16 protein-coding genes and 1 pseudogene are annotated in these 22,383 nt (G+C 72.3%); 12 read left to right on the forward strand and 5 right to left on the reverse strand.

The genetic code is table 11. From position 1 onward, the window contains the following. Positions 1 to 6 precede the first annotated feature (6 nt). From ACZ66Z_RS04870 to ACZ66Z_RS04895, 6 genes and pseudogenes are all read left to right on the forward strand, one after another. On the forward strand, positions 7 to 1,371 hold the full coding sequence (locus tag ACZ66Z_RS04870; protein ID WP_469932567.1) for an NAD(P)/FAD-dependent oxidoreductase: 1,365 nt from the start codon (positions 7 to 9) through the stop codon (positions 1,369 to 1,371). Positions 1,372 to 1,758: 387 nt separating this feature from the next. Beyond that, complete coding sequence (locus ACZ66Z_RS04875; RefSeq protein ID WP_469932568.1) at positions 1,759 to 1,983, forward strand: hypothetical protein; 225 nt, start codon at positions 1,759 to 1,761, stop codon at positions 1,981 to 1,983. After that, the gene (locus ACZ66Z_RS04880) at positions 1,980 to 3,656 is read left to right on the forward strand and encodes a sodium:solute symporter family transporter (RefSeq protein ID WP_469932569.1); all 1,677 of its coding nucleotides are present in this window, start codon (positions 1,980 to 1,982) and stop codon (positions 3,654 to 3,656) included. The genes ACZ66Z_RS04875 and ACZ66Z_RS04880 overlap by 4 nt, the downstream gene beginning before the upstream one ends. 46 nt (positions 3,657 to 3,702) lie before the next feature. Continuing rightward, the gene (locus ACZ66Z_RS04885; RefSeq protein ID WP_469932570.1) at positions 3,703 to 4,569 is read left to right on the forward strand and encodes a phytanoyl-CoA dioxygenase family protein; all 867 of its coding nucleotides are present in this window, start codon (positions 3,703 to 3,705) and stop codon (positions 4,567 to 4,569) included. Between the two features lie 181 nt (positions 4,570 to 4,750). Beyond that, a pseudogene (locus ACZ66Z_RS04890) lies at positions 4,751 to 6,942 on the forward strand (ATP-binding SpoIIE family protein phosphatase). 114 nt (positions 6,943 to 7,056) lie between these two features. Then, entirely contained in the window at positions 7,057 to 7,683 is a 627-nt protein-coding gene (locus ACZ66Z_RS04895) for a TetR/AcrR family transcriptional regulator (RefSeq protein WP_469932571.1), read from the forward strand. A 71-nt stretch (positions 7,684 to 7,754) separates the two neighbouring features. Here ACZ66Z_RS04895 and ACZ66Z_RS04900 read toward each other — a convergent pair whose 3' ends face one another. Continuing rightward, positions 7,755 to 10,970 carry a bifunctional cytochrome P450/NADPH--P450 reductase gene (locus ACZ66Z_RS04900; RefSeq protein WP_469932572.1) on the reverse strand — a complete coding sequence of 1,072 codons (3,216 nt, stop codon included), beginning with the start codon at positions 10,968 to 10,970 and terminating at the stop codon, positions 7,755 to 7,757. 246 nt (positions 10,971 to 11,216) lie between these two features. On the opposite strand from ACZ66Z_RS04900, the gene ACZ66Z_RS04905 reads away from it, so the two are divergent. Next, on the forward strand, positions 11,217 to 12,278 hold the full coding sequence (locus ACZ66Z_RS04905; protein WP_469932573.1) for a zinc-binding dehydrogenase: 1,062 nt from the start codon (positions 11,217 to 11,219) through the stop codon (positions 12,276 to 12,278). 24 nt (positions 12,279 to 12,302) lie between these two features. Here the strand turns inward: ACZ66Z_RS04905 and ACZ66Z_RS04910 are convergent, their stop codons facing one another. Further along, positions 12,303 to 13,268, reverse strand: a complete 966-nt coding sequence (locus ACZ66Z_RS04910) for a pirin family protein (RefSeq protein WP_469932574.1) — start codon at positions 13,266 to 13,268, stop codon at positions 12,303 to 12,305. A 104-nt stretch (positions 13,269 to 13,372) separates the two neighbouring features. Here ACZ66Z_RS04910 and ACZ66Z_RS04915 point away from each other — a divergent pair, with 104 nt between their 5' ends. From ACZ66Z_RS04915 to ACZ66Z_RS04925, 3 genes are all read left to right on the forward strand, one after another. Beyond that, positions 13,373 to 13,717 (forward strand): tetratricopeptide repeat protein, encoded by a 345-nt coding sequence (locus tag ACZ66Z_RS04915; protein WP_469932575.1) that lies wholly within the window; start codon positions 13,373 to 13,375, stop codon positions 13,715 to 13,717. A gap of 96 nt (positions 13,718 to 13,813) precedes the next feature. Next, complete coding sequence (locus tag ACZ66Z_RS04920; RefSeq protein ID WP_469932576.1) at positions 13,814 to 14,212, forward strand: DUF6153 family protein; 399 nt, start codon at positions 13,814 to 13,816, stop codon at positions 14,210 to 14,212. 88 nt (positions 14,213 to 14,300) lie between these two features. Beyond that, entirely contained in the window at positions 14,301 to 14,966 is a 666-nt protein-coding gene (locus ACZ66Z_RS04925; protein ID WP_469932577.1) for a DUF305 domain-containing protein, read from the forward strand. A gap of 238 nt (positions 14,967 to 15,204) precedes the next feature. Here ACZ66Z_RS04925 and ACZ66Z_RS04930 read toward each other — a convergent pair whose 3' ends face one another. After that, the gene (locus tag ACZ66Z_RS04930) at positions 15,205 to 16,872 is read right to left on the reverse strand and encodes an amidohydrolase (RefSeq protein ID WP_469932578.1); all 1,668 of its coding nucleotides are present in this window, start codon (positions 16,870 to 16,872) and stop codon (positions 15,205 to 15,207) included. 110 nt (positions 16,873 to 16,982) lie between these two features. Further along, positions 16,983 to 18,386: a purine-cytosine permease family protein gene (locus ACZ66Z_RS04935; protein WP_469932579.1), complete on the reverse strand. Its 1,404-nt coding sequence runs from the start codon at positions 18,384 to 18,386 to the stop codon at positions 16,983 to 16,985. Positions 18,387 to 18,550: 164 nt separating this feature from the next. On the opposite strand from ACZ66Z_RS04935, the gene ACZ66Z_RS04940 reads away from it, so the two are divergent. After that, entirely contained in the window at positions 18,551 to 19,177 is a 627-nt protein-coding gene (locus tag ACZ66Z_RS04940; RefSeq protein ID WP_469932580.1) for a TetR/AcrR family transcriptional regulator, read from the forward strand. Positions 19,178 to 19,184: 7 nt separating this feature from the next. On the opposite strand, the gene ACZ66Z_RS04945 is transcribed toward ACZ66Z_RS04940, so the two are convergent. Continuing rightward, on the reverse strand, positions 19,185 to 20,627 hold the full coding sequence (locus ACZ66Z_RS04945; protein WP_469932581.1) for a dihydrolipoyl dehydrogenase family protein: 1,443 nt from the start codon (positions 20,625 to 20,627) through the stop codon (positions 19,185 to 19,187). A gap of 379 nt (positions 20,628 to 21,006) precedes the next feature. On the opposite strand from ACZ66Z_RS04945, the gene ACZ66Z_RS04950 reads away from it, so the two are divergent. Further along, positions 21,007 to 22,308, forward strand: a complete 1,302-nt coding sequence (locus tag ACZ66Z_RS04950) for an NAD(P)/FAD-dependent oxidoreductase (protein ID WP_469932582.1) — start codon at positions 21,007 to 21,009, stop codon at positions 22,306 to 22,308. The last annotated feature ends 75 nt before the right edge of the window (positions 22,309 to 22,383 follow it).

Genomic DNA, 22,383 nt, shown 5'->3' on the forward strand with positions numbered 1-22,383 from the left:
GGACAGATGAGGACCAGCGACACGAAATACAGCAGCTTCACCGGCTGGATCGACCGGCCGGACGACGTGCAGCCCGCACTGGACGGCGACCTCACCTGTGACATCGCCGTCATCGGCGGCGGCATGGGCGGCATGGCGGCTGCGCTGCGCCTCGCGGAGCGTGATCAGGACGTGGTCCTGCTGGAGGCCGAGTTCTGCGGATACGGCTCAGCCTCGCGCAACGGCGGTCAGATCGCCGGGGCGCCGGGGGGTGACCTGCGGATGCTCAGCCTCCAGTCCCCGAAGAAGGTGCCGGTCATGGTCAAACTGGCGGAGCACGCGGGCCACTACGTGGAAGACCTCATCAAGACGCACGACATCGACTGCGACTACGTGGCGAACGGCCTGGTGTGGGGTGCGGTCTCACCCCTCATGATGCTCAGGGTGCGCACCCAGGCGGCGATCCTGCGCGCCTTCGGTGGGCGGGGGACCGTCGGCAGCAGGGAGGAACTCGGCATCCCTGCCGGCTTCGTGGGCGGTATGCGGGAATCCATCGGCGGGATGCTGAACCCGGGCAAGCTCGCTCGTGGTGTGCGTCGCGCGCTGCTCGCCTCCTCGGCCAAGGTCTTCGAGCAGTCGCGGGTGAGCGATGTCCGCCGGACAGGCGGCACCGTCGAGCTCACGACACCGCACGGCACCGTGCGGGCCGACAAGGTGGTGCTCGCGACCAACGTCTACGGCGGCGAGTGGGACATCTGGCCCAAGAACCTCGCGACGCCGCTGTACGTCATCGAGATCGAGTCGGAACCCATCGCGCCGGAGCGGCTCGCCGCACTGGGCTGGACCAGCCGGTCCGGCATCATCACCCAGCACCAGTTGATGACCCACTACCGGCTCACCGAGCGCAACACCATCGTCTGCGGGGTCCGCCAAGCGCAGCGAGGCGCGGCCTTCCCGCTCCCGGACCGGGTCCCGGACCCCCGTGTCGTGCAGGACATGGGGAAGGATCTGGCCAACCGGTTCCCGTCGCTGTCCGACGTGGCCATCGAGCGGGCCTGGGGCGGTTGGATCGGCATCAGCCCGGACTGGCTGTCGATCGCCGGACAGGTGGGTGACAACGTCTTCTACGCGATGGCCTGCAACGGCCACGGCCTCTGTCAGGTGCCGTACGTGGCCCATCAGCTCGCCGACTACGTCGTCGACGGTGAGATGCCGGAGGACCTCGCCGGCATCTGGTCGGACGCCGCGAAGTACTCGCCGTCGATGTCGCTGCTGATGCAGCCGTTCGTCCTCCGGGCCGTCTGGGGGCTGGACCGGTTCAACGACTTCTTCAACGGCAGCAAGACACTGGCCCGGCGGACGCTCCGTCGTCGCAGGCGCGGGGGCTCCTGAAGGGTCGGGTGGCGTCTGATCGCGACGGCGTGGTGCGAGATCGCCACCCACTCCGACAGGACCGCCGAGTCCTCCGAAGCAGCCGTCGCCCTCGCATCACTCCTGGTGCGGGCCTGACATGTGACGACAGAACCTGGGCCGCTGCTCGCCGACAAAAGCCGGCGCGACCTCCTCTACGGAGGCCGCGCCGCCGTCGAACCCCCGCGGTCGCAGACATGGAGTTCCGACCGGTACGGAGCGCGGCCGCCCGCCCCCCTCGCTCGTCCTCAACGGCTGCGACCGTCCCCACGCTCGCTCACGCCGTGTCCTTCTTCCTTCTCTTCAGAGAGAGGTCCCGTGCCCTCCGTTTCCTCCCGGCATTCCCCCCGTGACACACGGATGCTGGTCATGGTCAACGCGCTGCCGCTCGCCGTCGGTGTCCTGCTCTCCTGCTCCACGACCCTCGGAGAGATCTCCGTGTACGGACGTCTCACCCTCGGCATCACGTGGGCGCTCACGCAGCTGGTCGTCCTCGTCGGCGGGACCTGGTGGTACGAGAACCGGGTCGCGTCCTCCTTCGAACCGGCCTCGGCGACGACTGCCGCCTCCCGTTCGGCCGGGGGCGCGTGGTGACGACGCACCTCCTGAGCGTCGGCTCGCCCGATCTCATCGGCACCGCCGCGAGGGGCGCGGTCATCAGCGCCTTCCTCGTCTTCGTCGGCCTCTGCCTGCTGTGGGTCTTCATCCTCGCCACGCAGGACGACGACCCGGAACGCCTCTACGTCGTCGGCCGGTCTCTCCCGCCCGTCTTCAACGGCGTCGCGATGGCGGGAGAACAGATCACGGTCGTCATTCTGGTCTCGCTGCCGGGAGCGATCGCCCTCTTCGGCTACGACGGAGTCTCGACCGCCGTCGACAGCGCCCTCGCACTCGGCGTCTTCCTGCTCCTCGCCTCCAGGATTCGCGCGACCCGCCGCTACACCCTGGGCGAGCTGTTCTCCCTGCGTGCCGAGGGACCGGGAGCACGGATCGCCGGTGGGGTGGTGACCCTGTGCATCGCCGTGCCCCTGCTCATGGTCCAACTGCGGGCCGGCGGCATCACCGCCGCCCTTCTGATCGGCATGCCGAGCGAGCGGGCCCAGGTGGTGTGCACGGTGCTGATGGGGTTCCTGATCACGTGTTTCGCGGGAGTGGCCGATCTGCGCGGCACCAGTTTCGTGCAGGTCGCCAAGGTGCCCGTAGCCCTGGCGACGCTCGCCGCGGTGACCCTGCTGGCACTCCGCCTGTTCGACTGGAGTCCTGGATCACTGCTGTCGGCCGCCATGGACAAGAGCGTGTCGCCGGACGAGTACCTCAGCCCCGGACTGTGGGCGAACTCCGCCGGTTTCGGGCCGCTCGGCACGCTCAGTGACCACGTCGTCGTCATCCTCGGCACGGCGATGATGCCCCACCTGCTCCTGCGCGTCAGCGCCAGCCGGGACGTTCCCGCCGCTCGACGCTCCCTGAGCGTCGCCGTAGGGCTGACCGGCCTCTTCTACCTGCTCCTGATCACGACCGGCTTCGCCGCGGCCGCGGTGGTGGGCAGCGGACGGATCGGGGCGGTCGACGCGAAGGGGCAGGGCGCCCCGATCCTCCTGGCCTCGGAGGTCCTCCCCCACCACCCCACCGGCCGCGTCGTGCTCATCACCCTCGTGGCCTGTGTCGCCTTCCTCGCCGTCCTCACCGCCGTGGCGAGCGTGACCTTCGCCGCCGCCGTCTCCGTGACCCGCGACCTGGTCGGGCAGAAGGGCCGTACCCGGATCGGGATCGGAGAGCCGACGGTCCTGCGGCTGTCCGTCGTCGCGCTCTGCGCCGTGAGCCTTTTCCTCACCACCGCCGTGCACCGCTACCCCATCGAGTTCCTCCTCGCCCTCTCGCTGAGCCTGGCGGCCTCGTGCGTGTTCCCGGCGCTCGTCTACTCCTTCCTCTGGCCCGGCTTCGACCGCCGAGGGCTGCTGTGGCTCGTCTACGGAGGGCTGTCCCTCTGCGTCCTGCTGACCCTCTTCTCGCCCGCCGTGTCCGGGACGGCGTACGCGCTGCTGCCGGACGAGGACTTCGACCTGTTCCCGCTCCACACCCCCGGACTGGTCTCCGTCCCGGCAGCCTTCCTCCTCGGATGGCTCGGCAGCGCGCGTCCGTGGGAGCGGACCGCACGACCCCGGCGCACGGCATGGGGGGACGCAGGAGATCAGGGACGCGCCCCGGCTCCTGACCGTGGCGCCCCTCGGACGGGCATCGACTCCGACCGGGACCGCGTCACCGGATAGATCCGCCGAGACTGCGAACGTTCGGGAATCAAAGGAGAGAAACCGCATGACACCACAGAAGCAGTCCCAGACCCTGCCGTCGGTGGCGGCTGACACGCCGAAGGACGAGATTCTCCGGCTCCTGACCCGCGACGGCGGCGTCATCGTCAAGAACTTCCTGACGAAGGAGCAGATGAGCCGCTTCAACGCGGAGATCGAGCCGCCGCTGCAGGCTCTTCGCCCGGGCTCGACCCACGCGAACGAAATGGTGGCCGCGTTCCACGGCAGCAACACCAAGCGGCTCACGAACCTGGTCACGCACAGCGCCACGTTCCGCAACGAGATCCTCGAACACCCCCTGGTCCACGAGGTATGTGACCAGATCTTCCTCCCGGAGTCGGGCACGTACTGGATGACCACCGCGCAGGTGATCGAGATCGGTCCCCACGGCCAGGCGCAGATGCTGCACCGGGACCTGGAGAACTGGTTCCCGTTCATCGGGATGGGGCCCGACGGCCCGGAAGTCACCCTCAACTTCCTGATCGCCCTGACCGACTTCACGGAGGAGAACGGCGCCACCCGCGTCATCCCCGGGAGCAACCACTGGAGCGACTTCGAGGACCGCGGGACTCCGGAGCAGACGATTCCCGCGATCATGAACGCCGGAGACGCCCTTCTGTTCAGCGGCAAGACCGCGCACGGCGGCGGCGCGAACCGGACCGGCGACGAGTACCGGCGGGCCGTGGCCTTCGCCCTCAATCCGGGTTTCCTCACCGGAGAGGAGGCGTACCCCTTCCTGGTCGACATGGAGATCGCCAGAACGCTCTCGCCGCGCGTCCAGCGCATGCTCGGGTTCCGCTCCCAGTACCCCACGGGCTCCCCCGGCCTGTGGCAGGTGGACTACGCCGACCTCGGCGACCACCTCGGCCTCTGAGAGCCGACCCGATCAGCTCACGTGCCGTGACTCCTGACCGCCGGGTCGCGACACGGTGACGGGGCCTGGGCCGGCGGCGTCCCTTCCCGGACGACCGTCATCGTGCTGTGGCGGACCAGGCCACGGGAACGCCGCGGCTGTCCGGGGAGCGCACGCCAAGGCCCTCCCGTACATTCGCCCTATGGGAACCGACGTCGATGCGTTCCTCGGTCAGCTGGCTCGCCGCCTCAGGCCACAGGTGCCGAAGCTGGCCGGCCTGCTGCTCCAGCGCCTGGACGGCGTACTCCCCGAGCTGTCGGAGGAGGCGGACATCGCGGCTCTGAACCCGGAGGAGACGGCCCAGCACATCGCCGCCTTTCTGGATCTCCTGGAGACCCACCCCGATGCGAGCGCGTCGAAGGCTCCCCCGATCGCCTTGGAAGGAGGTCGCCTCTACGCCCGGCGAGGGATTCCGGTGAGCAGGCTCCTCCGTGGCTACCGGATCGGCCATCTCAGCCTGCTCGAACTGCTGCAGGCCGAAGCGCCCCGCCTCACCGACGACTGGCACATGATCCACCTGGCCTCGATGAGGCTGGTCACGATCGGCTTCGACTACGTGGACCGGTCCTCGGAAGAGGTGGTCGCCGCCTACCAGGAGGAGCGCGACCGTCTGCTGCAGCGTCGGCTCGCCCTCACCAACAGGGCGAGCAAACGGATCGGGACCACGCTCGACGTCACCCGGACCGCGGAGGAGCTGACGGAGTTCTGCACCGAGGACTTCGCCGACCTCGTCACCGTCGACCTCCTCGACTCCGTGCTCGACGAAACGGGCACGGGTTCAGCAGAGGCCCTGACGCAGCGCCGCGTCGCCCAGCGCTCCGTCCTCGACGGCTGTCCGGAGTCCCTGCTCCGCATCGGCGAGGCCCACTCCTACCCCGATGGATCGGAACCGGTTCGCGCACTGACCACCGGACGATCCGTCCTGCACCACATCGCGGGGACCGCGATGCCCCCGTGGATGGCACCGTCCGAGTCCCACGGCCGAGTGCTGCGCGCGCTCGGCCCCCACTCGGTTCTCCTCGTGCCCCTGCACGCCCGCGGGGACACCCTGGGCCTGGTGCAGTTCGTGCGCCGTCGCACCTCGGCCCCCTTCGACGCCGACGACCTCCTGCTGGCGCGGGAGATCGTCTCCAGGGCAGCGGTGTCCCTCGACAACGCCCGTCGGTACGCCCATGAGCGTTCCACCGCGCTCACCCTCCAGCGCACCCTGCTGCCGCGGCACACGGTGCGACAGTCGGCCGTCGAGACGGCCTCGCGTTATCTGCCCGCCGGGTCCCGCGCGGGTGTGGGCGGGGACTGGTACGACGTGATTCCGCTGTCCGGGGGCCGCGTCGCCCTCGTCGTCGGCGACGTCGTCGGTCGTGGTCTGCACGCCGCCGCCACCATGGGCCGGCTCCGCACAGCGGTCCGCGCCTTCGCCGACATCGACCTCATGCCCGACGAACTCCTCACCCATCTGGACGACGTGGTCGTCCGGATGCAGCGGGAGGAGTCGCGGGACGAGGGCGAGACCAGCGCCACCTGCCTGTACGCGATCTACGACCCCGTCTCCCGCCGGTGCTCCCTCGCCAGTGCCGGCCACATCCCGCCGACCGTGGTCACCCCCTCGACCACCAGCGGGGCCGTCCCGACCTCCGGCGTGGTCGAGTTGCCCGAGGTACCGATCGGACCGCCTCTCGGCCTGGGCGGACTCCCCTTCGAGACCGCCGAGTTCGAACTGCAGGAGGGCGGTCTGCTGGTCCTGCACACCGACGGGCTGATCGCCGCCGACCGTACGCGTGACGTGGACCTCTCGCTCACCACGCTGCACGATGTCCTCGCCTCGGCGCCGGAGTCGTTGGAGGAGACCTGCGACCGGCTGCTGGCCGCGCTGTTGCCCAGCCGACCCGCCGATGACGTCGCTCTGCTCGTCGCCGGACCCGTGCCCTCGACCCGGACCACGTCGCCACGCTGGACCTCCCGTCCGATCCGGCAGCCGTGTCCGGGGCCCGCGGTTTCGCGTCCGACGTCCTGACGACCTGGGGGCTGGAGGAACTGTCCTTCACCACGGAACTGGTCGTCAGCGAACTGGTGACGAACGCGATCCGCTACGGCAAGAGCCCCATCCAACTGCGGCTGGTCCTCCAGACGACGCTCACCTGCGAGGTCTCCGACGCCAGCAGCACCGCCCCGCATCTGCGCCGCGCCCGGATCTCCGACGAGGGCGGCCGCGGCCTGCTCCTGGTGGCCCAGCTCACCGAACGCTGGGGCGCACGGCACAACCGCGAGGGAAAGGTCATCTGGGCCGAGCAGGCCCTTCCTGCGGACAGCGGGCCGAGCACCGAAGGAACGTGACCCCGTTCGGACCCCGGGAAGAGGGACGGGTTCGCCCGGACCGCCCGCCCGGCCTGCGGGCGAGCCGTCGACCGGTACGACTGTGTCGACCGACTGAGTCGATATAGTGGGCCCATGGCTCATGTTTCCGCGGCGGAGCGCCGCCCCCAGTTGATCAAGGCGGCCATCGATCTCATGGCCCGGGAGGGGGTGGCCGCGGGGAGCACCCGCGCCATCGCCGCGGAGCTCGGTGTCGCGCAGACCACCGTCCACTACACCTTCGGCACGAAGGAGGACCTCTACCGCGCGGTGATGGACCACATCACCGACGAGCTGGTCGCGCAGGTGCAGCGGGCGGCGCCGGAGGACGCGGGCTTCGAGGAGACCATCGGCGCCTTCGCGGGGGTCCTGTGGGGCGCCGTGCGCGAGCCGACGTCGCACCACCAGCTGCTCAGTGAGCTGACCATGTTCGCCCTGCGTGTGCCGGGCCTCAACGAGGCCCGGCAGGGCCACTACCAGCGGGTCATAGAGGTGACCGCGCAGGTGATCGCCGAGACGGCGGAGAGGACGGGGCAGGAACTGGCCGAGTCCCCGGAGACGGTGGCCCGGTTCTTCCTCTCCGGCTTCGACGGACTCACCCTGCAGGTCCTCGTGGCCCTGCCGGACGAGGCCACCGAGCGGACCGGCCTCAGGGCGCTCGTGGCCGCGACCGTGGCGCTGGCCAAGGGGAACCTCGGCCTCCCTGACGTGCCGACGGCCTGACACGGCGTGAAGACGGTTGCGGGCGCGCCCTTCCGGGTGCGCCCGCAACCGTCTCTGCCTCCTCGTGTGATTCAGCCCGCCCAGACGTCCTCGACGTAGCGTCCGGACGCGACGAGCTCCGCGAGCCATGTCACGGCCTGCTCGTCGCTCGCACCGGTCCGCTCGCGGTGGATCGCCATGAACGCCTCCCGTACGGCGGGGGCCATACGGCGGCCGTCACCGCAGATGTAGACGCGGCCGCCGGCCTCCAGGACCGACCACACCTCCTCGCTCTCGCGGGCGATGCGCTCCTGGACGAAGCGGGCCCCGTTCTCGGGCGCGTGCATGAAGGTGGGGCGCATGCTGACGGCTCCGGCCGCCTCGGCCGCCTCGAACTCCTCCCGGTGCAGGAAGTCCACGTCGGGATGGTCGCAGCCGAAGTAGCAGAGCAGGGTGCCGGTCGAGCCGGTGTGGTGACGGTCGAGGACCGCGCCGCGGAAGGGCGCGAGGCCGGTGCCCGCGCTGACCAGGATCACCGGCAGGGAGGTGTCCTCGGGGAGGCGGAAGGACTCGCTGCACGGCAGGACCCGGGCCTGGATCACGTCGCCCGCGTTCACGGTCTGCAGGAAGTGCGAGGCGATGCCCCGGAAGGTGCCCTCGCCCGACCGGTGGGGCGCGGCGAGCAGCGACACCATCAGGTCGGCCTCGCCGGGCCGGGCCGCTGCGGACGACGAGATCGAGTAGTGCCGGGGACGCAGTACCGGAAGCAGCTCCAGGAAGCGCTCGAAGGGCAGCTCGCACGCGCGGTAGCGCTCCAGGAGGTCCAGGACGCTGAGCCCCGCCGTGGTCACCTGCTCCCGGAAGGTCTCGGGGTCGGCGGTGGCGAAGGCGGCGAGCGGCTGCTTCTCGGGCGGACAGGCGGTGTGCTCGGCGAGCACGGCGACCTGCTCCTGGGTGGCCGCGTCCTGGAGCTCGACGAAGTCGGTGAGCAGGCGGCGCAGGGTCAGCGGCCGGTCGACGGGCAGGGCGCCCCGGCTCCGACGGCGGGCGCGCAGCCGGACGGTGCGGTCCAGGTCGAGGCCGAAGCGGTCGGCGACCCGCTGGACGAGGACCTCGGGGTTGCCGGGCAGGACGGCCAGGTGGTCGGCGGTCCGATAGGTGACGCCCTCGGGCAGCCGGAGCCGCAGGAATCGCTTGGAACGGCCCAGTTCGTGGTCGGTGTCGACGAGTTCGTACGCTTCGAGGACCTCCATCGGCCGGACGCCGTGGCGCTCGGCGAGGCCGCCGAGGACCGACTCGGAGGTGTCCTCCAACTCGTACAGCCCCTCGCCTTCCGTCTCCGGTGCGGGGCCGGCCGCTTCTCCGGCGACGGCCTCGCCGTACTCGTCCAGGAGCGCCTTCCACAGGTCTTCCGTCCACTGGTCGACCGCTCCGCCGAAGTCGCCGGAGGCGTCGGCGCTGCCGCGTGCCAGGAGCGGAGTGGCGCCGGCGGCGGTCAGACGCTCGTCGATCAGGGTGGGGATCCGCTGGTAGGTGGCCGCCCAGTTGCGGTCGCCGACGCCGAGGACGGCGTACCGCAGCCCGGTGAGCGAGCCGGGGGCGAGGTTCTCCAGCCAGGCGACGAACTCGGCGGCGTCGTCGGTGGGGCGACCGTTGTAGGAGGCGGCGACGATGACGACGGGGCCCTTGGAGCCGGCCAGCCTCTCCGTGTACGCGTCGAGGGAGGCGACGGACGGGGTGAAGCCGTGCTCCTCGCCGTCCGTGCCGAGGTCGCGGGCGATGCCGGCGCAGGTGCCGAGGTTGGAGCCGTGCAGCAGGGTCAGCGCGGTGTCGCTCGCCCGACGTGTCACGGCCCCGGTCCGGCCCGCGATGGGGTTCGCCGCCGTCGCGGCGGGCAGGCGCCGTTCGTCGCTGGTGCGGCGGGCGAGCCGGAGGCTGAATCCGTCGGGCTTGATGGTCAGCGTCGACTTGATCTTCATCTGGTAGTCGGTGTGGTCGATCAGGCGGTAGCGGTGGACCAGCAGGCCGAGCAGCAGGGTGGCCTCGTGCAGCGCGAACTGGCGGCCGATGCAGGCCCGCTCGCCGTTGCCGAACGGCTTGAAGGCGTGGACCGAGCGGGCCGCCTCCCGCTCGGGGGTGAAGCGCTCGGGGTCGAACAGCTCGACGTTCTCCCCCCAGGCCGCGTCGCGGTGCAGGGCCGAGGTGATCACCATCAGCGACTCGCCCTTGCGCACGGGGTACTTGCCGCCGATGACGGTGTCCTCGATCGGCTCGACGGCGTACGCGGGCGCCGTCGGCCACAGGCGCAGGCTCTCGTTGAGGATCTGACGGATGTAGGTGAGCTTGCCGATGTCCCCGTACTGGGGATCGGGGGACTCGGTGTCGCCCCACAGGGCGTCCACCTCGGCCTGGGCCCGGGCGAGCACCTCCGGATGCTTGGTCAGGTAGTACAGGGCGAAGGAGAGCGCACTGCTGGTGGTCTCGTGGCCGGCGATCAGGAAGGTGATCACCTGGTGCCGGATGTTGACGTCGTCCAGCGGCTCGCCGGTGAGGGGGTCCTTCGTGTGCAGCATCAGCCCCATCAGGTCGTCCGTGCTGGTGTCGCCGGAGGCGCGGCGCTCCTTGATCACGTCGTCGACGAGGTCCGTCATCAGGTCGACGTCCTGGCGGAACTGTTCGACCTTCTTCCTCTTGAACAGCTCGGAGCCCGGGATGGACTCGCCCTTCTCCTGGGCGAAGACGAGGGCCCGGGTCATCGCCTCGACGAACGGGTGCAGGTCGTCGCGGCGGAAGGACCGGAAGTCGTAGCCGAAGCCGCACAGGCCGATCGTGTCGAAGGTCAGCCGGGTCATCTCGTCGGGGACGTCCACCGACCGCACCCCGGCCAGCCGGTCCCACTTGCCGATCAGTGAGCGGGCGACCTGGAGCATGGGGGCGTGATAGCTGCGCATCGCGCCGAGCGAGAAGGCGGGCATCAAGATGTCGTGGGCCTTGCGCCAGTTCGGTTCGTGGTTGTAGGCGGTGAACAGACCGTCCCCGGCCAGAGCTCGTACCTCGACCAGGTCGGCGTGGACGTGCTTGCGGAAGCGGGTCTCGTCCGACAGCTCGGTCACGAGGTCCAGGCCGCCGATCATGACGGTGTCCCTCCCGAAGATCCGCAGCCGGTAGACGGGGCCGAACTCCCTGAACTCCTTCAGCAGGTAGGCCAGGGAGTCCGCGCCCGCGGGAACGTTGAACGCGTGGCCTACGAGGGGCAGCGGGGGGCGCTCGGGGATCGCCCGCGCCGCGCCTACGGACACCTGAGTCATGAGCGTGCCTTTCGTTGCACTCCAGCAGTCGCCGACCAACTTACACACGACTGTGTCAGGTGAACATGTCGGATGACTGTATTGAGTGACACAGTCCATTGAGGGAACTAGGTGACCTCGGAAAACGTCCGATGGAAGCAGCTTGACAGCCGACATTGTCGATGGACACGATCCGCCGACCATGTCGAGCGCATGAAGCGCATGAGCTGCGTGCGCGTTTCTCACCGAGCACATCGAGGTTTCCGCATGAACACCATGCTGGCCGGACGGCTGCGCCTGGACACCCGTACCTTCGCCGTCGAGGAGGTCCCGATCCCGGTCCCCGGCCCGGGCGAGGTCCTCGTCGAGGTGCGGGCGGCCGGCGTCTGCCTGTCCGACATCCATCTGATCGACGGCAGCCTGAGCCCCTTCTACCCCGTCGACGCCGTCAAGGACTCGGGCGCCATCACCCCCGGCCATGAAGTGGCCGGCGTCGTCCACACCGTCGGTCCCGACGTGAAGGGCGACTGGACCCCCGGCCGGCGGGTCGTGCTGCAGGCCGGTCAGGCGTGCGGCGACTGCGCCGACTGCCTGCGCCACGCGCTCTGCCGGCAGCCCCGGACTCGCGGGGTGGACTACGACGGGGGCTGGGCGCAGTACGCCCTCGCCCGGGAGGACACCCTGCTCCCCATCCCGGACCACCTGCCGTTCGACCAGGCCGCGATCATCCCCGACGCCGTCTCCACCCCGTACGCCGCGATCGTGGACACCGGCGCCGTCCGCCCCGCGCAGGCGGTCGGCATCTGGGGAGCCGGGGGTCTCGGCGCCCACGGCATCCGGCTCGCCCGCCTGGTCGGCGCCGCCCCCGTCATCGCCGTCGACCCGCTGCCCTCCGCCCGCGAGCGCGCCCTCCTCTTCGGCGCCGACCACGCGCTCGACCCCATGGCCGGAGACTTCTCCGAGGCGGTGCACGAGGCCACGGCGGGCCGGGGCATCGACGTCGCCTTCGACTTCGCCGGCGTCGGAGCGGCCCGCGCCCAGGCCACCACCGTCCTCGGCCCGAACGGCGTCCTGGTGCTCGCCGGCCTCACCCCGGAGCCGGTCACCGTCGCCGACAGCATCGGCTTCTGCTTCAACGTCCAGCAGATCTGCGGACACTACGGCTCCGAGCCGGAGCACGTGGAACAGCTCGTCGGACTGGCCGCAGCCGGACGGATCGACCTGGACCCCTCCGTCAGCGCCCACGTCCCCCTGGCCGAAGCCGCAGACGCCGTCGCCCGACTGGAGAAGAAGATCGGAGACCCGATCCGCCTCGTACTCGTCCCCTGAGCGGTGGGTGGGGCGGAGCCCAGCTCAGCGCACTCTGCCCCGGGCCTTCAGCTGGGTCGGGGGCACCTCCGGGGCATCGAGCCTGTCGCCGTCGTACCCCTTCACCTCGCCGAAGCGGGAGCCGGTCATCCAGTCCTCCCGGGCCTGGCGGATCTCCTCGTCTGTGCGGCCCACGAAGTTCCACCACATGACGATCTCCTCCTCGAAGGGTTCCCCGCCGAGGAGCATCAGGCCCGCGTCGGAGTCGGCGCGGAGGGGGAGCTCCGTGCGGCCGCAGCCGAGGTAGAGCATGGAGCCGGGCAGGACGGGGACGCCGTCGACGTGGGCCTCGCCGGACATGCCGAGGACCGCGTACTCGAAGTCGGGCTCCAGGGGCAGGCTCGTCCCGGTGCCCGCCGTGAGGGCGAGGTCCGTGCCGACGAGCGGGGTGTACGTGGTGCCCGGCGAGGCGGCACCGTCGAGGGTGCCGAGGATGACCGTGGCGGTGAGGCCCGGCGCGGTGATCCGGGGCAGGTCGGCGTGGTGCTGGAAATGCGGCTCCACGTGCCGGTGGGCGTCGGGGAGGGCGACCCAGAGCTGTGCGCCGTGCAGGTGGCGGGCGTGCGGCCGGGGGCTCTCCTCCGAGTGGGAGATCGCCCGGCCCGAGGTCATGAGGCCCAGTTCGCGCGGGCGGACGGTCTGCAGGCTGCCGGTGGAGTCGCGGTGGAGCACCTCGCCCTCGTGGAGCCAGCTGACGGTCTGCAGGCCCATGTGCGGGTGCGGCGGGACCTGCATGCCGGGCTCGTCGGCGATGTCGTCGGGGCCGTAGTGGTCGACGAAGGCCCAGGCGCCGACCATGCGCCGGCCGAGGTTCGGGAGCAGCCTGCGGACCTCGGTCGACTCGCCGAGCCGGACGCGGCGGGGGCTGAGCAGCTCCCGCACCGGTTCGGCGACGACGAAGCCGCGGCCGCCGCACACGGTCAGCGAGGCCTGACGATCGAGATTGCTCATGGCACTCAACCCATCCTTGGTGGAATGTTCAACTAATCCGTGGTGTTGACGTGGTCGACCACCTCCCAGGGTGGCAGATCCGAAGCTCTGGAAAGGGAGCGCAAGTGAGCGACACGTACTACGAGTTCGGTACGGCCGGGGAGCGCTGGGAGCGGGCGCGGCTGTTCTTCGACGCGAAGGAGTACGGAACCGCCGTCCGCATCCTGCGCGGCCTCGTCGCCGAGCACCCGGAGCAGACGGCCCAACGGCTCCTCCTCGCCCGGGCCTACTACCACTCCGCGCAGCTCTCCCGCGCCGAGACCGAGCTGCGCGCCGTCCTGGAGCGCGACCCGGTCGAGCACTACGCCCGTCTGATGCTCGGGCGCACCCTGGAGCGCCAGGGCCGTCCGGACGAGGCCGCGCCGCACCTGCGGATGGCCGCCGCCATGACGGGCGAGACCCCGTCCTGACGCTCGACCGATACCCCCGCACGGTATATTCGCCGCCAGGAGGTCCTGGCTGTGCGCACACACCGAGCGGAACGCGGTGAACGAGCAGGAGGTGCCGTGGCGCACCTCCTGCTCGTCGTCGTGCTCGCGCTCGGGGTGTTCCTGATGCATGCCGTCGGCCACCCCGAGGGCTCCGGCGGAGGCACGGACACGGGCATGTCCACGGCCGTGGACGCCGCGCCCGTCCCGCACCACGGCTCCTCCGCGCGCGGCGCCGCGTCGCACGACGGCGGGAGCTCCGACGCCCGGCACGAGCCGGGTACGGGGATGGACATGACCACGCTCTGCGTGGCCGTCCTCGGCGCCTGGCTGCTCGCCGGGCTCCTCCGGGCCGCGCTCGGACGCCGCACCGACCGGCTCGCCCTCCCCCTCGCGCGGCTCGTCCGCGCCGTCGGGCCGCACGGCCCTCCCCCACGGCCCCCCGACCTCACCCAGCTGTCCGTCCTGCGGATATAGACCGAACCCCCGGCGCGCGGGCCGCCCCGCGCGCGTCGCCGGTCTCCCCCTTCCGCCCGTACGTACACACAGCACACGAGGTATCCCCATGCGTACCTTCACGCACCGCACCACCCGCACGCTCGCCCTGGTCGGGGCGCTCGCCGGAGCCGGACTGCTCCTGACCGCCTGCGGCGCCGACGACGGCATGAACGGGATGGACCACGGCGGTACGGCCACCACGTCCTCGGCCGCCCCCTCCGTCACGCCTTCCGCCACCGCCTCCGCTCCCGCCGCCGGCGCGGACTCCGCCCCCGGGGACTTCGGCGACGCGGACGTCATGTTCGCGCAGATGATGATCCCCCACCACGAGCAGGCCCTGGAGATGGCGGAGCTCGCCGACGGCCGGGCCGAGGACCCCGAGGTCAAGAAGCTGGTCGCCGCGATCGAGCAGGCCCAGGACCCGGAGATCCGGAGGATGAAGGCCTGGCTGAAGGGCTGGGGCAAGCCGGAGTCCGCCGGCCACGGCTCCGGCCACGGCATGGCCGGGATGATGTCCGAGCAGGACATGAAGGACCTGGCCGCGACGAAGGGCAAGGCCTTCGACCGGAAGTTCGCGGAGCTGATGATCGCCCACCACGACGGCGCCGTCGCCATGGCGAAGGACGAGCAGGAGAACGGCGCCAACGCCACGGCCCGGAAGCTCGCCGACGACGTCGTACGGGCCCAGTCCGCCGAGGTCGACCGGCTGCGGAAGATCCTCGACCGGCTCTGACCCCGCCCGGCGCCGATCTCGACCGGCCCTGACCCCGCCCCGGCGCCGGGGCGGCCCGTCCCTCTTCGGACGGGCCGCCCCCGCCGTCGCGCCCCGCGCCTCCCGTGTTCTTGGCCCGCGGCCCGATCCGGCCACTGCCCGCGGACCGGCGGCCGTCCGCCCTGGCGCCGGTCCTGGAGCAGATCCTGGAGCAGGTCGCCGGCTGAGGGGCGCAGCCCGTCACGCCTGACGGGATCCGTCACGCCCCCGGCCGTCGGTCCACGACCACCTCGCCGCCCACCACGACCGTCTCCGCCACCGTGCCCGGGATCTCCTCGGGGGCGATGCGGAGGATGTCGCGGGACAGGACGACGAAGTCGGCCAGCTTGCCCACCGTCAGCGAGCCGCGCTCGTGCTCCAGGAAGTTGGCGTGGGCCGAGCCCATCGTGTAGCCCTCGACGGCGGTGGCGACGTCGATCGTCTCGCCGGCCGTCCAGGCCTCGCCGCCGCCGGGCGGCCGGCGGGTGACGGCCGCGTGGATGCCGACCATGGGGTCCATCTCGGCGACGTTCCAGTCGCTGGAGAGGGCGAGGACCGCGCCGGCCGCGTGCAGGCTGCGCAGCGGCCAGGCCTTGTGCCAGCGCTCGGGGCCGACGTTCTCGGCCCAGTCCTGGCCGGGGCCGGCGATGTCGGGGGCGGCGTGCCGGGGCTGCATGCAGGCGACGACGCCGAGCTCGGCGAAGCGCGGGGTGTCGGCCGGGTCGAGGCACTCGACGTGGACGACCTGGTGGCGGGCGTCGCGCGGCCCGTTGACCTCGCGGGCCCGCTCGACGGCGTCGAGGACGGTGCGGATGCCCCGGTCGCCGGTGGCGTGGACGAAGCACTGGAAGCCGCGCGCGTCGAGCCGGGTGAGCAGCTCGGCGAACTCCTCGGGCGGGTAGAAGGTGTCGCCCCGGTGGTGGGAGCAGCCGGCGTACGGCTCCAGGAGGGCGGCGGTGCGGGGTTCGACGACGTCGTCGATGTACAGCTTGAGCGGCCCGACCCGCAGCCGGTCGTCGGCGTACGCGTCGGCCGCCGCCTCGAAGGCGCCCAGGTCCGCTTCGGTGGTCCCGCGCGGGTGGAAGAGCGCGGCGACGATCCGCGAGCGCAGGCGCCCCTCGGAGCGGGCGCGCTCGAAGAGGGCGAGGTCGTCGAGGGAGTTCTGCGGTTCGACGACGGTGGTGATGCCGTAGCCGATGGCGTCGTCCAGGCTCTTGGCGAGCCGTCCGTACTGCCGGTCGGGCGAGGCCCAGGGGAGGCCGAGCTCGCGCAGGGCGCGGTGGCCTTCGCGGGAGAGGCCCTTGACGGCGAAGTCCTTGACGAACCCGGTGGGTTCACCGGTGGCGGGGTCGGTGACGGCCCGCCCGAAGGGCAGTTCGGTGCGGTCGCGGTCGACGCCGAGGCGGCGGAGGGCCGCGGTGTTGAGCCAGGCGGTGTGGACGTCGTAGCTGAGGACGAGGGCCGGGGTGTCCCCGGTGGCCGGGTCGAGGTCGGCGGCGGTGGGCATCCGTCCGTCGGGGATCGCGGAGTAGTCGAAGGCCTCGGCCTCGATCCACCCGGCGTCCGGGTGGGCGGCGTGCCAGGTGCGGATGCGCCGGTGGATCTCGTCGAGGGTGCGGGCCCCGGCGAGCTGGACGCAGGCGTCGTCGGAGCCGAGGCGGACGTGGTTGTGGGCGTCGACGAAGCCGGGCAGGACGAGTCGCCCGCCGGCGTCGAGGATCCGGGTGTCGGGGCCCGTCCAGTCGGCCGCTTCGGCGGCGGCGCCGATCCAGACGATGCGGTCGGCGCGCACGGCGAGGGCCTCGGCCTCGGGGAGCGCGGGGTCGACGGTGTGGATGCGGGCGCCGGTGAGGACGAGGTCGGCGGGGGCGGGGGCGGTGCGGTTCATGGGGGTGGGGCTCCGTGTCGTACGAGGGGAGTGGCGGAGGGACGGGAGGGGGTGCGAGGGGGCCGGAGGAGAGGGGCGAGAGGAGTCGCGGGGAGGGGTCCGGGACGGGGTTACCGGACGGGGGCCACCGTCCGGCGGGCGAGGAGCACGTACACCAGGGCGGAGACCCCGGCGCCGAGGAGCGTGAGGTCCGCGCCGCCGAGCGGGGCGACGAGGGGGCCGGTCCACAGCTCGGAGTCGCAGGTGAGCGCGGAGAAGGCGAGGCCGGCGAGGAGGGCGGTCAGGCCGGCCGGATGCCAGCCGGAGCGGTACCAGTAGGCGCCGCCGGCGTCCGCGTGCAGGGCGGCGGAGTCGTAGGTGCAGCGGCGGAGCACCATGTCGGCGAGGAAGACCCCGCCCCAGGGGGCGAAGACGATGATCAGGAGGGAGAGGAAGGAGAGGAGGGAGGTGGTGAAGTCGGTGAGGAAGAGGGCGCCGAGGGAGCCGACGGCGGTGACGGCCGCGCTGATGACGATGGCCCGGGCCCGGCTCCAGGGGATGCCGAGGACCTGGAGGTTCAGGCTCGACGAGTAGAGCGTGATGATCGAGTTGGTGACGGAGCCGCCGAGCACCAGGGCGAGGAAGAGGGGCTGGAACCAGCCGGGGAGGAGGCTCTCGGTGCCCGCGACGGCGTCGGTCATGTCGGCCTGGGTCGCGGCGGCGACCCCGGCGACGCCGAGTGCGACGGAGGAGACGAAGCCACCGAGGGCGCCGCTCCAGGTGAGGGCCTTGAGACGGGTGGTGCGGGGCAGGTAGCGGGTGTAGTCGGCGGGCATGGGGAGGTAGGAGAAGGGGCCGGCGAACATGACGACGAAGGCGAGGCTCCAGCCGGAGGCCCCGGGCGCGGCGGCGGGGGCGGCGGTGTCGGCGCCGGGCAGGACGAGGACGAGCAGGGCGGCGAAGCCGGCGGCGAGGACGTACGCCATCCAGCGCTCGGCGAACTGGACGGTGGCGTGGCCCCAGAGGGCGACGGCGAAGGTCAGCGCGAGGGTGACGGCGAGCGCCAGGGCGCGGGCGGCGTGTCCGCCGTTCCAGCCGAGGTCGCCGAAGAAGGCTTCGAGGGCGAGGGTGCCGACCACGGTGTTGACGATGGTGTAGCCGATGCTGACGACCCAGTTGAGCAGTCCGGCGGGCCAGTTGCCGCGGCGGCCGAAGGCCGCGCGGGAGATGACGAGGGTGGCGGTGCCGGTGCGCACGCCGCTGAGTCCGGCCGCGCCGATGGCGAGGAACGAGAGGCCGCCGAGCACGACGACGGCGGTGGCCTGCCAGAAGGAGAGTCCGAAGGCGACGGCGAGGGCGCCGTTGATGACGTAGGTGAAGGTGAGGTTCGAGCCGAACCAGAGCCAGAAGACGTCCTTGGCCCCACCGTGCCGTTCGGCGTCGGGGATGGGGTCGATCCCGTGCTCCTCGACCTGGAACACCTCGTCGGTCGCCGTCCGGACCGTGGTCACGGGCACCGTCTCGCGTTCGAGCACACCGCACTCCTGTCGTGGATGCCGTCTTGAATGTCGTTCTAATTTTTAGAACGGCATTCAAGATGCGCGAGGGATTCGGGCCGCGTCAAGACCTTCGGAGGTTGCGGTTAAGGTCGGTCCCGGACACGGGAACCGGTGGAACGGCAGGACGGGGGGCGGCGGCGGTGGCAGGCACGGCACGACGGCGGGACGGGAACGTCACCCAGGAGCGGATGCTGGAGGAGGCCATGGCGGCGATCGCCGAGGACGGCCTCGCCTCCCTCACCATGTCGGCGCTCGCCGAGCGGCTCGGCACCAGTGGCGGCCACATCCTGTACTACTTCGGCAGCAAGGACCTGCTGCTGCTCGCCGCCCTCCGGTGGAGCGAGGCCGCGCTCGCCGAGGAGCGGCGCGCGCTCCTCGGCCGGCGGATCACGGCCGAGCGCAAGCTCGACCTCTTCCTGCGGCTCTACCTCCCGCGCGGCCCGCGCGACCCGCGCTGGACCCTGTGGATCGAGCTCTGGGCCCGCACCCCCGGCAACACGGCCCTCCGCGAGGCACAGACCGAACTGGACACGGGCTGGCAGGAGGACCTGGAGGCCCTGCTCACCGCGGGCGCGGCACGGCGCCGCTTCGCCCCGCTGGACGCCGCCGCCCGCGCCTCCGAACTCCTGGCCCTCCTCGACGGATTGAGCACCCGGACGGTCCTCGGCCAGGAGTCGGGCCGGGACCCCCGGCCCGTCCTCGAGGCCGCGCGCTCGGCGGCACGCGCCCTGATCCCCCCGTATCCCCTTACGGACGGAGGGCGGTGACGGGGCCTCAGCCCCGGTAGGCCTCCAGGAGGCGCAACCACGCCTCGCTCAGCGTCGGATACGCGGGGACGGCGTGCCACAGGCGCGCGATCGGCACCTCGCCCGTGACGGCGACGGTCGCCGAGTGGAGGAGCTCCCCGATGCCGGGCCCCACGAAGGAGGCGCCGAGGACCACCTCCCGGTCCAGGTCGACGACCATCCGGGCGTGCCCCCGGTACCCCTGGGCGTAGAGCCCGGCCCCGGCGACCTGCCGCATGTCGAGGTCCACGGCCCGGACCCGGTGCCCGGCCCGCTCCGCCTCGGCGAGGGTGAGTCCGACGGAGGCCGCCTCGGGGTCGCTGAACACGACCTGCGGCACCGCGGCGTGGTCGGCGGTGGCCGCGTGCGCGCCCCACCGTCCGGTGTCCAGGGAGGCGTCGCCCCGCGCGCGTGCGGCGATCGCGGCGCCCGCGACACGGGCCTGGTACTTGCCCTGGTGGGTCAGGAGCGCACGGTGGTTGACGTCGCCGACGGCGTAGAGCCAGTCGCTCCCGGCGACCCGCAGGGTGTCGTCGACGTCGAGCCAGGAGCCCGGCGTCAGGCCGACCGTCTCCAGGCCGATGTCCTCGGTGCGGGGTTTCCGGCCGGTCGCGAAGAGCACCTCGTCGCCCTCCACGTGGTCGCCGCCCTCCAGGACCACGGTGACCGGCCCGCTGCCCCCGTCGCGCACCACCGCGCTCACCGCCACGCCGGTACGGACGTCCGCGCCGCGCGCGCCGAGCGCGGCGGCCACGTGCTCGCCGAGGAACGGCTCCATGCGCGGCAGCAGCCCCCCGCCCCGTACGAGCAGGGTCACCTTCGACCCGAGGGCCTGCCAGGCGGTGGCCATCTCCACGCCCACCACTCCCCCGCCGACCACGACGAGCCGCTCGGGCACCCGGTCGGAGCTGGTCGCCTCCCGGCTGGTCCAGGGACGCGCCCCGGGCAGTCCCGGCAGCTCCGGCAGGAGGGCGCGGGTGCCGGTGCAGACGGCGACCGCGTGCCGGGCGGTGAGCAGGTGCCGCTCGCCCTCGGGGCCCGCGACCTCGACCCGGCGCGGCCCGAGGAGCCGTCCGTGGCCCCGGAAGACCCGGACGCCGACGGAGTCCAGCCAGTCGAGCTGCCCCTCGTCCTTCCAGTGCCCGACGACCTCGTCCCGGTGGGCGAGGACCTCCATCGCGTCCAGGGGGCCGTAGACCGACTCGCGCAGACCCGCGACCTTGCGGGCGTCGGAGCGGGCGATCGCGGGGCGGAGAAGCGCCTTGCTGGGCATGCACGCCCAGTACGAGCACTCACCGCCGATCAGCTCGCTCTCGACGATCGCCGCGGTGAGGCCGCCGGCCCGCACCCGGTCGACGACGTTCTCTCCGACCGGACCCGCGCCGATCACGACGACGTCGTAGGCGTGTTCGTCTTCCACCGTTCGTGTCATGGGTCCCAGTCTGGCGCAACGGTCCGGAACAGCGCGGCTCGATACGCCGCTGTGCCGGGCGAGTCCTCGGGACACGGCCCGCCCGACTCCCTGGCGTGCTCCCGGGGGGACACGGACCCGGCTGTGACCGGGCGCCGGAGCACACCGCGTCGAACGGGCCGCCTGCCGCATCCGTCCGGCGGCGCGCGGGTGAACACCCGTCGACCGGCGCTTCACGGAGCCGACGCCGACGGGGCGGGGGCGGCCGGTGGGAAGGCCGTTCCCCCGGCCCTTCCCCGAGCAGAGGTACGCGGTGGACACGTCCCGTCCGAGGCGGGCCTCCCCCGCGGAGCACCGGTGTCCGGCGGACGGAGCTCGACCACCACGGAAAGAGGACGGCATGGAGAAGACCACGGACGGCGAGCGGTACGACGCGGTGGTCGTCGGGGCGGGGGCCGCGGGCCTCGCCTGCGCCGGCGACCTGTGCCGGGCGGGCCTGCGGGTGCTGCTCCTGGAGGCCGATGACGGGGTCGGCGGGCGGATGCGTACCGACCGGGTCGCGGGCTTCACCGTCGACCGGGGCTTCCAGGTCTTCAACACGTCGTACCCGCAGGTGAAACGGCGCGTGGACCTGAAAGCGCTGCGGCTGCGCGCGTTCACGCCCGGCGTGCTCGTGCACACCGAGAGCGGGCTGCTGCGGTTCACCGACCCCAGCCGGCGCCCGAAGGAGAGCCTGGACATGCTGCCGGGACGGCTCGCGTCCGGGCGCGACCTGCTCGCCCTCTCCGTCCTGTCGGCCAGGGACGCCCTGGCACCGGCGTCCCTGGTGCGGCGCGGCGCCGACGGGACCACGCTCGACGCCCTGTCGGCGGCGCACGTGTCGCCGCGGCTGGTGGAGACGTTCTTCCGGCCGTTCCTGTCCGGGGTCTTCCTGGAGGACCGGCTGGAGACCTCGGCGCGCTTCTTCCACCTGGTGTGGCGCAGCATGCTGCGCGGCACCCTGTGCCTGCCGGCCGAGGGGATCGGCGCGGTGCCCGCCCAACTCGCCGCGCGACTGCCGCAGGACGTGCTGCGGCTCGCGGCCCCCGTCTCCGCCGTGACGTCCGGGGGCGTGGTCCTCGCGGACGGACGCGAGGTGCGGTCCGGCGCGGTCGTCGTCGCCACCGGGCAGCGGGCCGCGGCACGGCTGCTCCCGGGGCTTCGCGTTCCGGACGGCCGGACCGTCACGACGCTGTACCACGCGGCCGACCGGCCTCCTCTGGAAGAGCCCGTGCTGGTCGTCGACTCGCGGCGCAGGTTCCTCAACACCTGTGTCCTCACCGCCGTCCAGCCCGGCTTCTCCACCGACGGCCGGGCACTGGTGTCCACCTCGGTGCTCGGCTCCCCCGACACGGCGGGCACGGACGCCGTCCTGCGGGCCCTGGGCGAGGCGTACGGCGTGGACACGGCCGGTTGGGAGCTCGTCCACCGCGTCACGGTCGCCGACGCCCTGCCCGCGATGCCGGGCCCGATGCCGCTGTCCCGGTTCGTGCGGTGGGCCCCGGGCCGGTACGTGTGCGGGGACCACCGGGCGACCGGATCCCTCCAGGGGGCGCTGGCGTCGGGGGCACGGGCGGCCCGCACGGTCCTGGACGACCTGCGGGCGGGCGCGGGCCGAGGGACGCCTCCGTCAGGACCCCGCGGGTCCGCGTCCCTCCGGTGAGGACACGGGGCGCGGGGTGACCGGCATCGTCGGGGGCTCGCCCACCGGGACACGAGCACCGTCCCGATGAGGTGG

This window comes from Streptomyces sp. NPDC107498, from assembly GCF_055582805.1.

Excerpts from the sequence above, each read along its gene's own strand:
- ACZ66Z_RS04885 (WP_469932570.1), top strand. The coding sequence starts at position 3,703 with ATGACACCACAGAAGCAGTCCCAGACCCTGCCGTCGGTGGCGGCTGAC.
- ACZ66Z_RS04900 (WP_469932572.1), bottom strand. The coding sequence starts at position 10,970 with ATGACTCAGGTGTCCGTAGGCGCGGCGCGGGCGATCCCCGAGCGCCCC.
- ACZ66Z_RS04870 (WP_469932567.1), top strand. The coding sequence starts at position 7 with ATGAGGACCAGCGACACGAAATACAGCAGCTTCACCGGCTGGATCGAC.
- ACZ66Z_RS04910 (WP_469932574.1), bottom strand. The coding sequence starts at position 13,268 with ATGAGCAATCTCGATCGTCAGGCCTCGCTGACCGTGTGCGGCGGCCGC.
- ACZ66Z_RS04950 (WP_469932582.1), top strand. The coding sequence starts at position 21,007 with ATGGAGAAGACCACGGACGGCGAGCGGTACGACGCGGTGGTCGTCGGG.
- ACZ66Z_RS04905 (WP_469932573.1), top strand. The coding sequence starts at position 11,217 with ATGAACACCATGCTGGCCGGACGGCTGCGCCTGGACACCCGTACCTTC.
- ACZ66Z_RS04925 (WP_469932577.1), top strand. The coding sequence starts at position 14,301 with ATGCGTACCTTCACGCACCGCACCACCCGCACGCTCGCCCTGGTCGGG.
- ACZ66Z_RS04945 (WP_469932581.1), bottom strand. The coding sequence starts at position 20,627 with ATGACACGAACGGTGGAAGACGAACACGCCTACGACGTCGTCGTGATC.
- ACZ66Z_RS04875 (WP_469932568.1), top strand. The coding sequence starts at position 1,759 with ATGGTCAACGCGCTGCCGCTCGCCGTCGGTGTCCTGCTCTCCTGCTCC.
- ACZ66Z_RS04895 (WP_469932571.1), top strand. The coding sequence starts at position 7,057 with ATGGCTCATGTTTCCGCGGCGGAGCGCCGCCCCCAGTTGATCAAGGCG.
- ACZ66Z_RS04930 (WP_469932578.1), bottom strand. The coding sequence starts at position 16,872 with ATGAACCGCACCGCCCCCGCCCCCGCCGACCTCGTCCTCACCGGCGCC.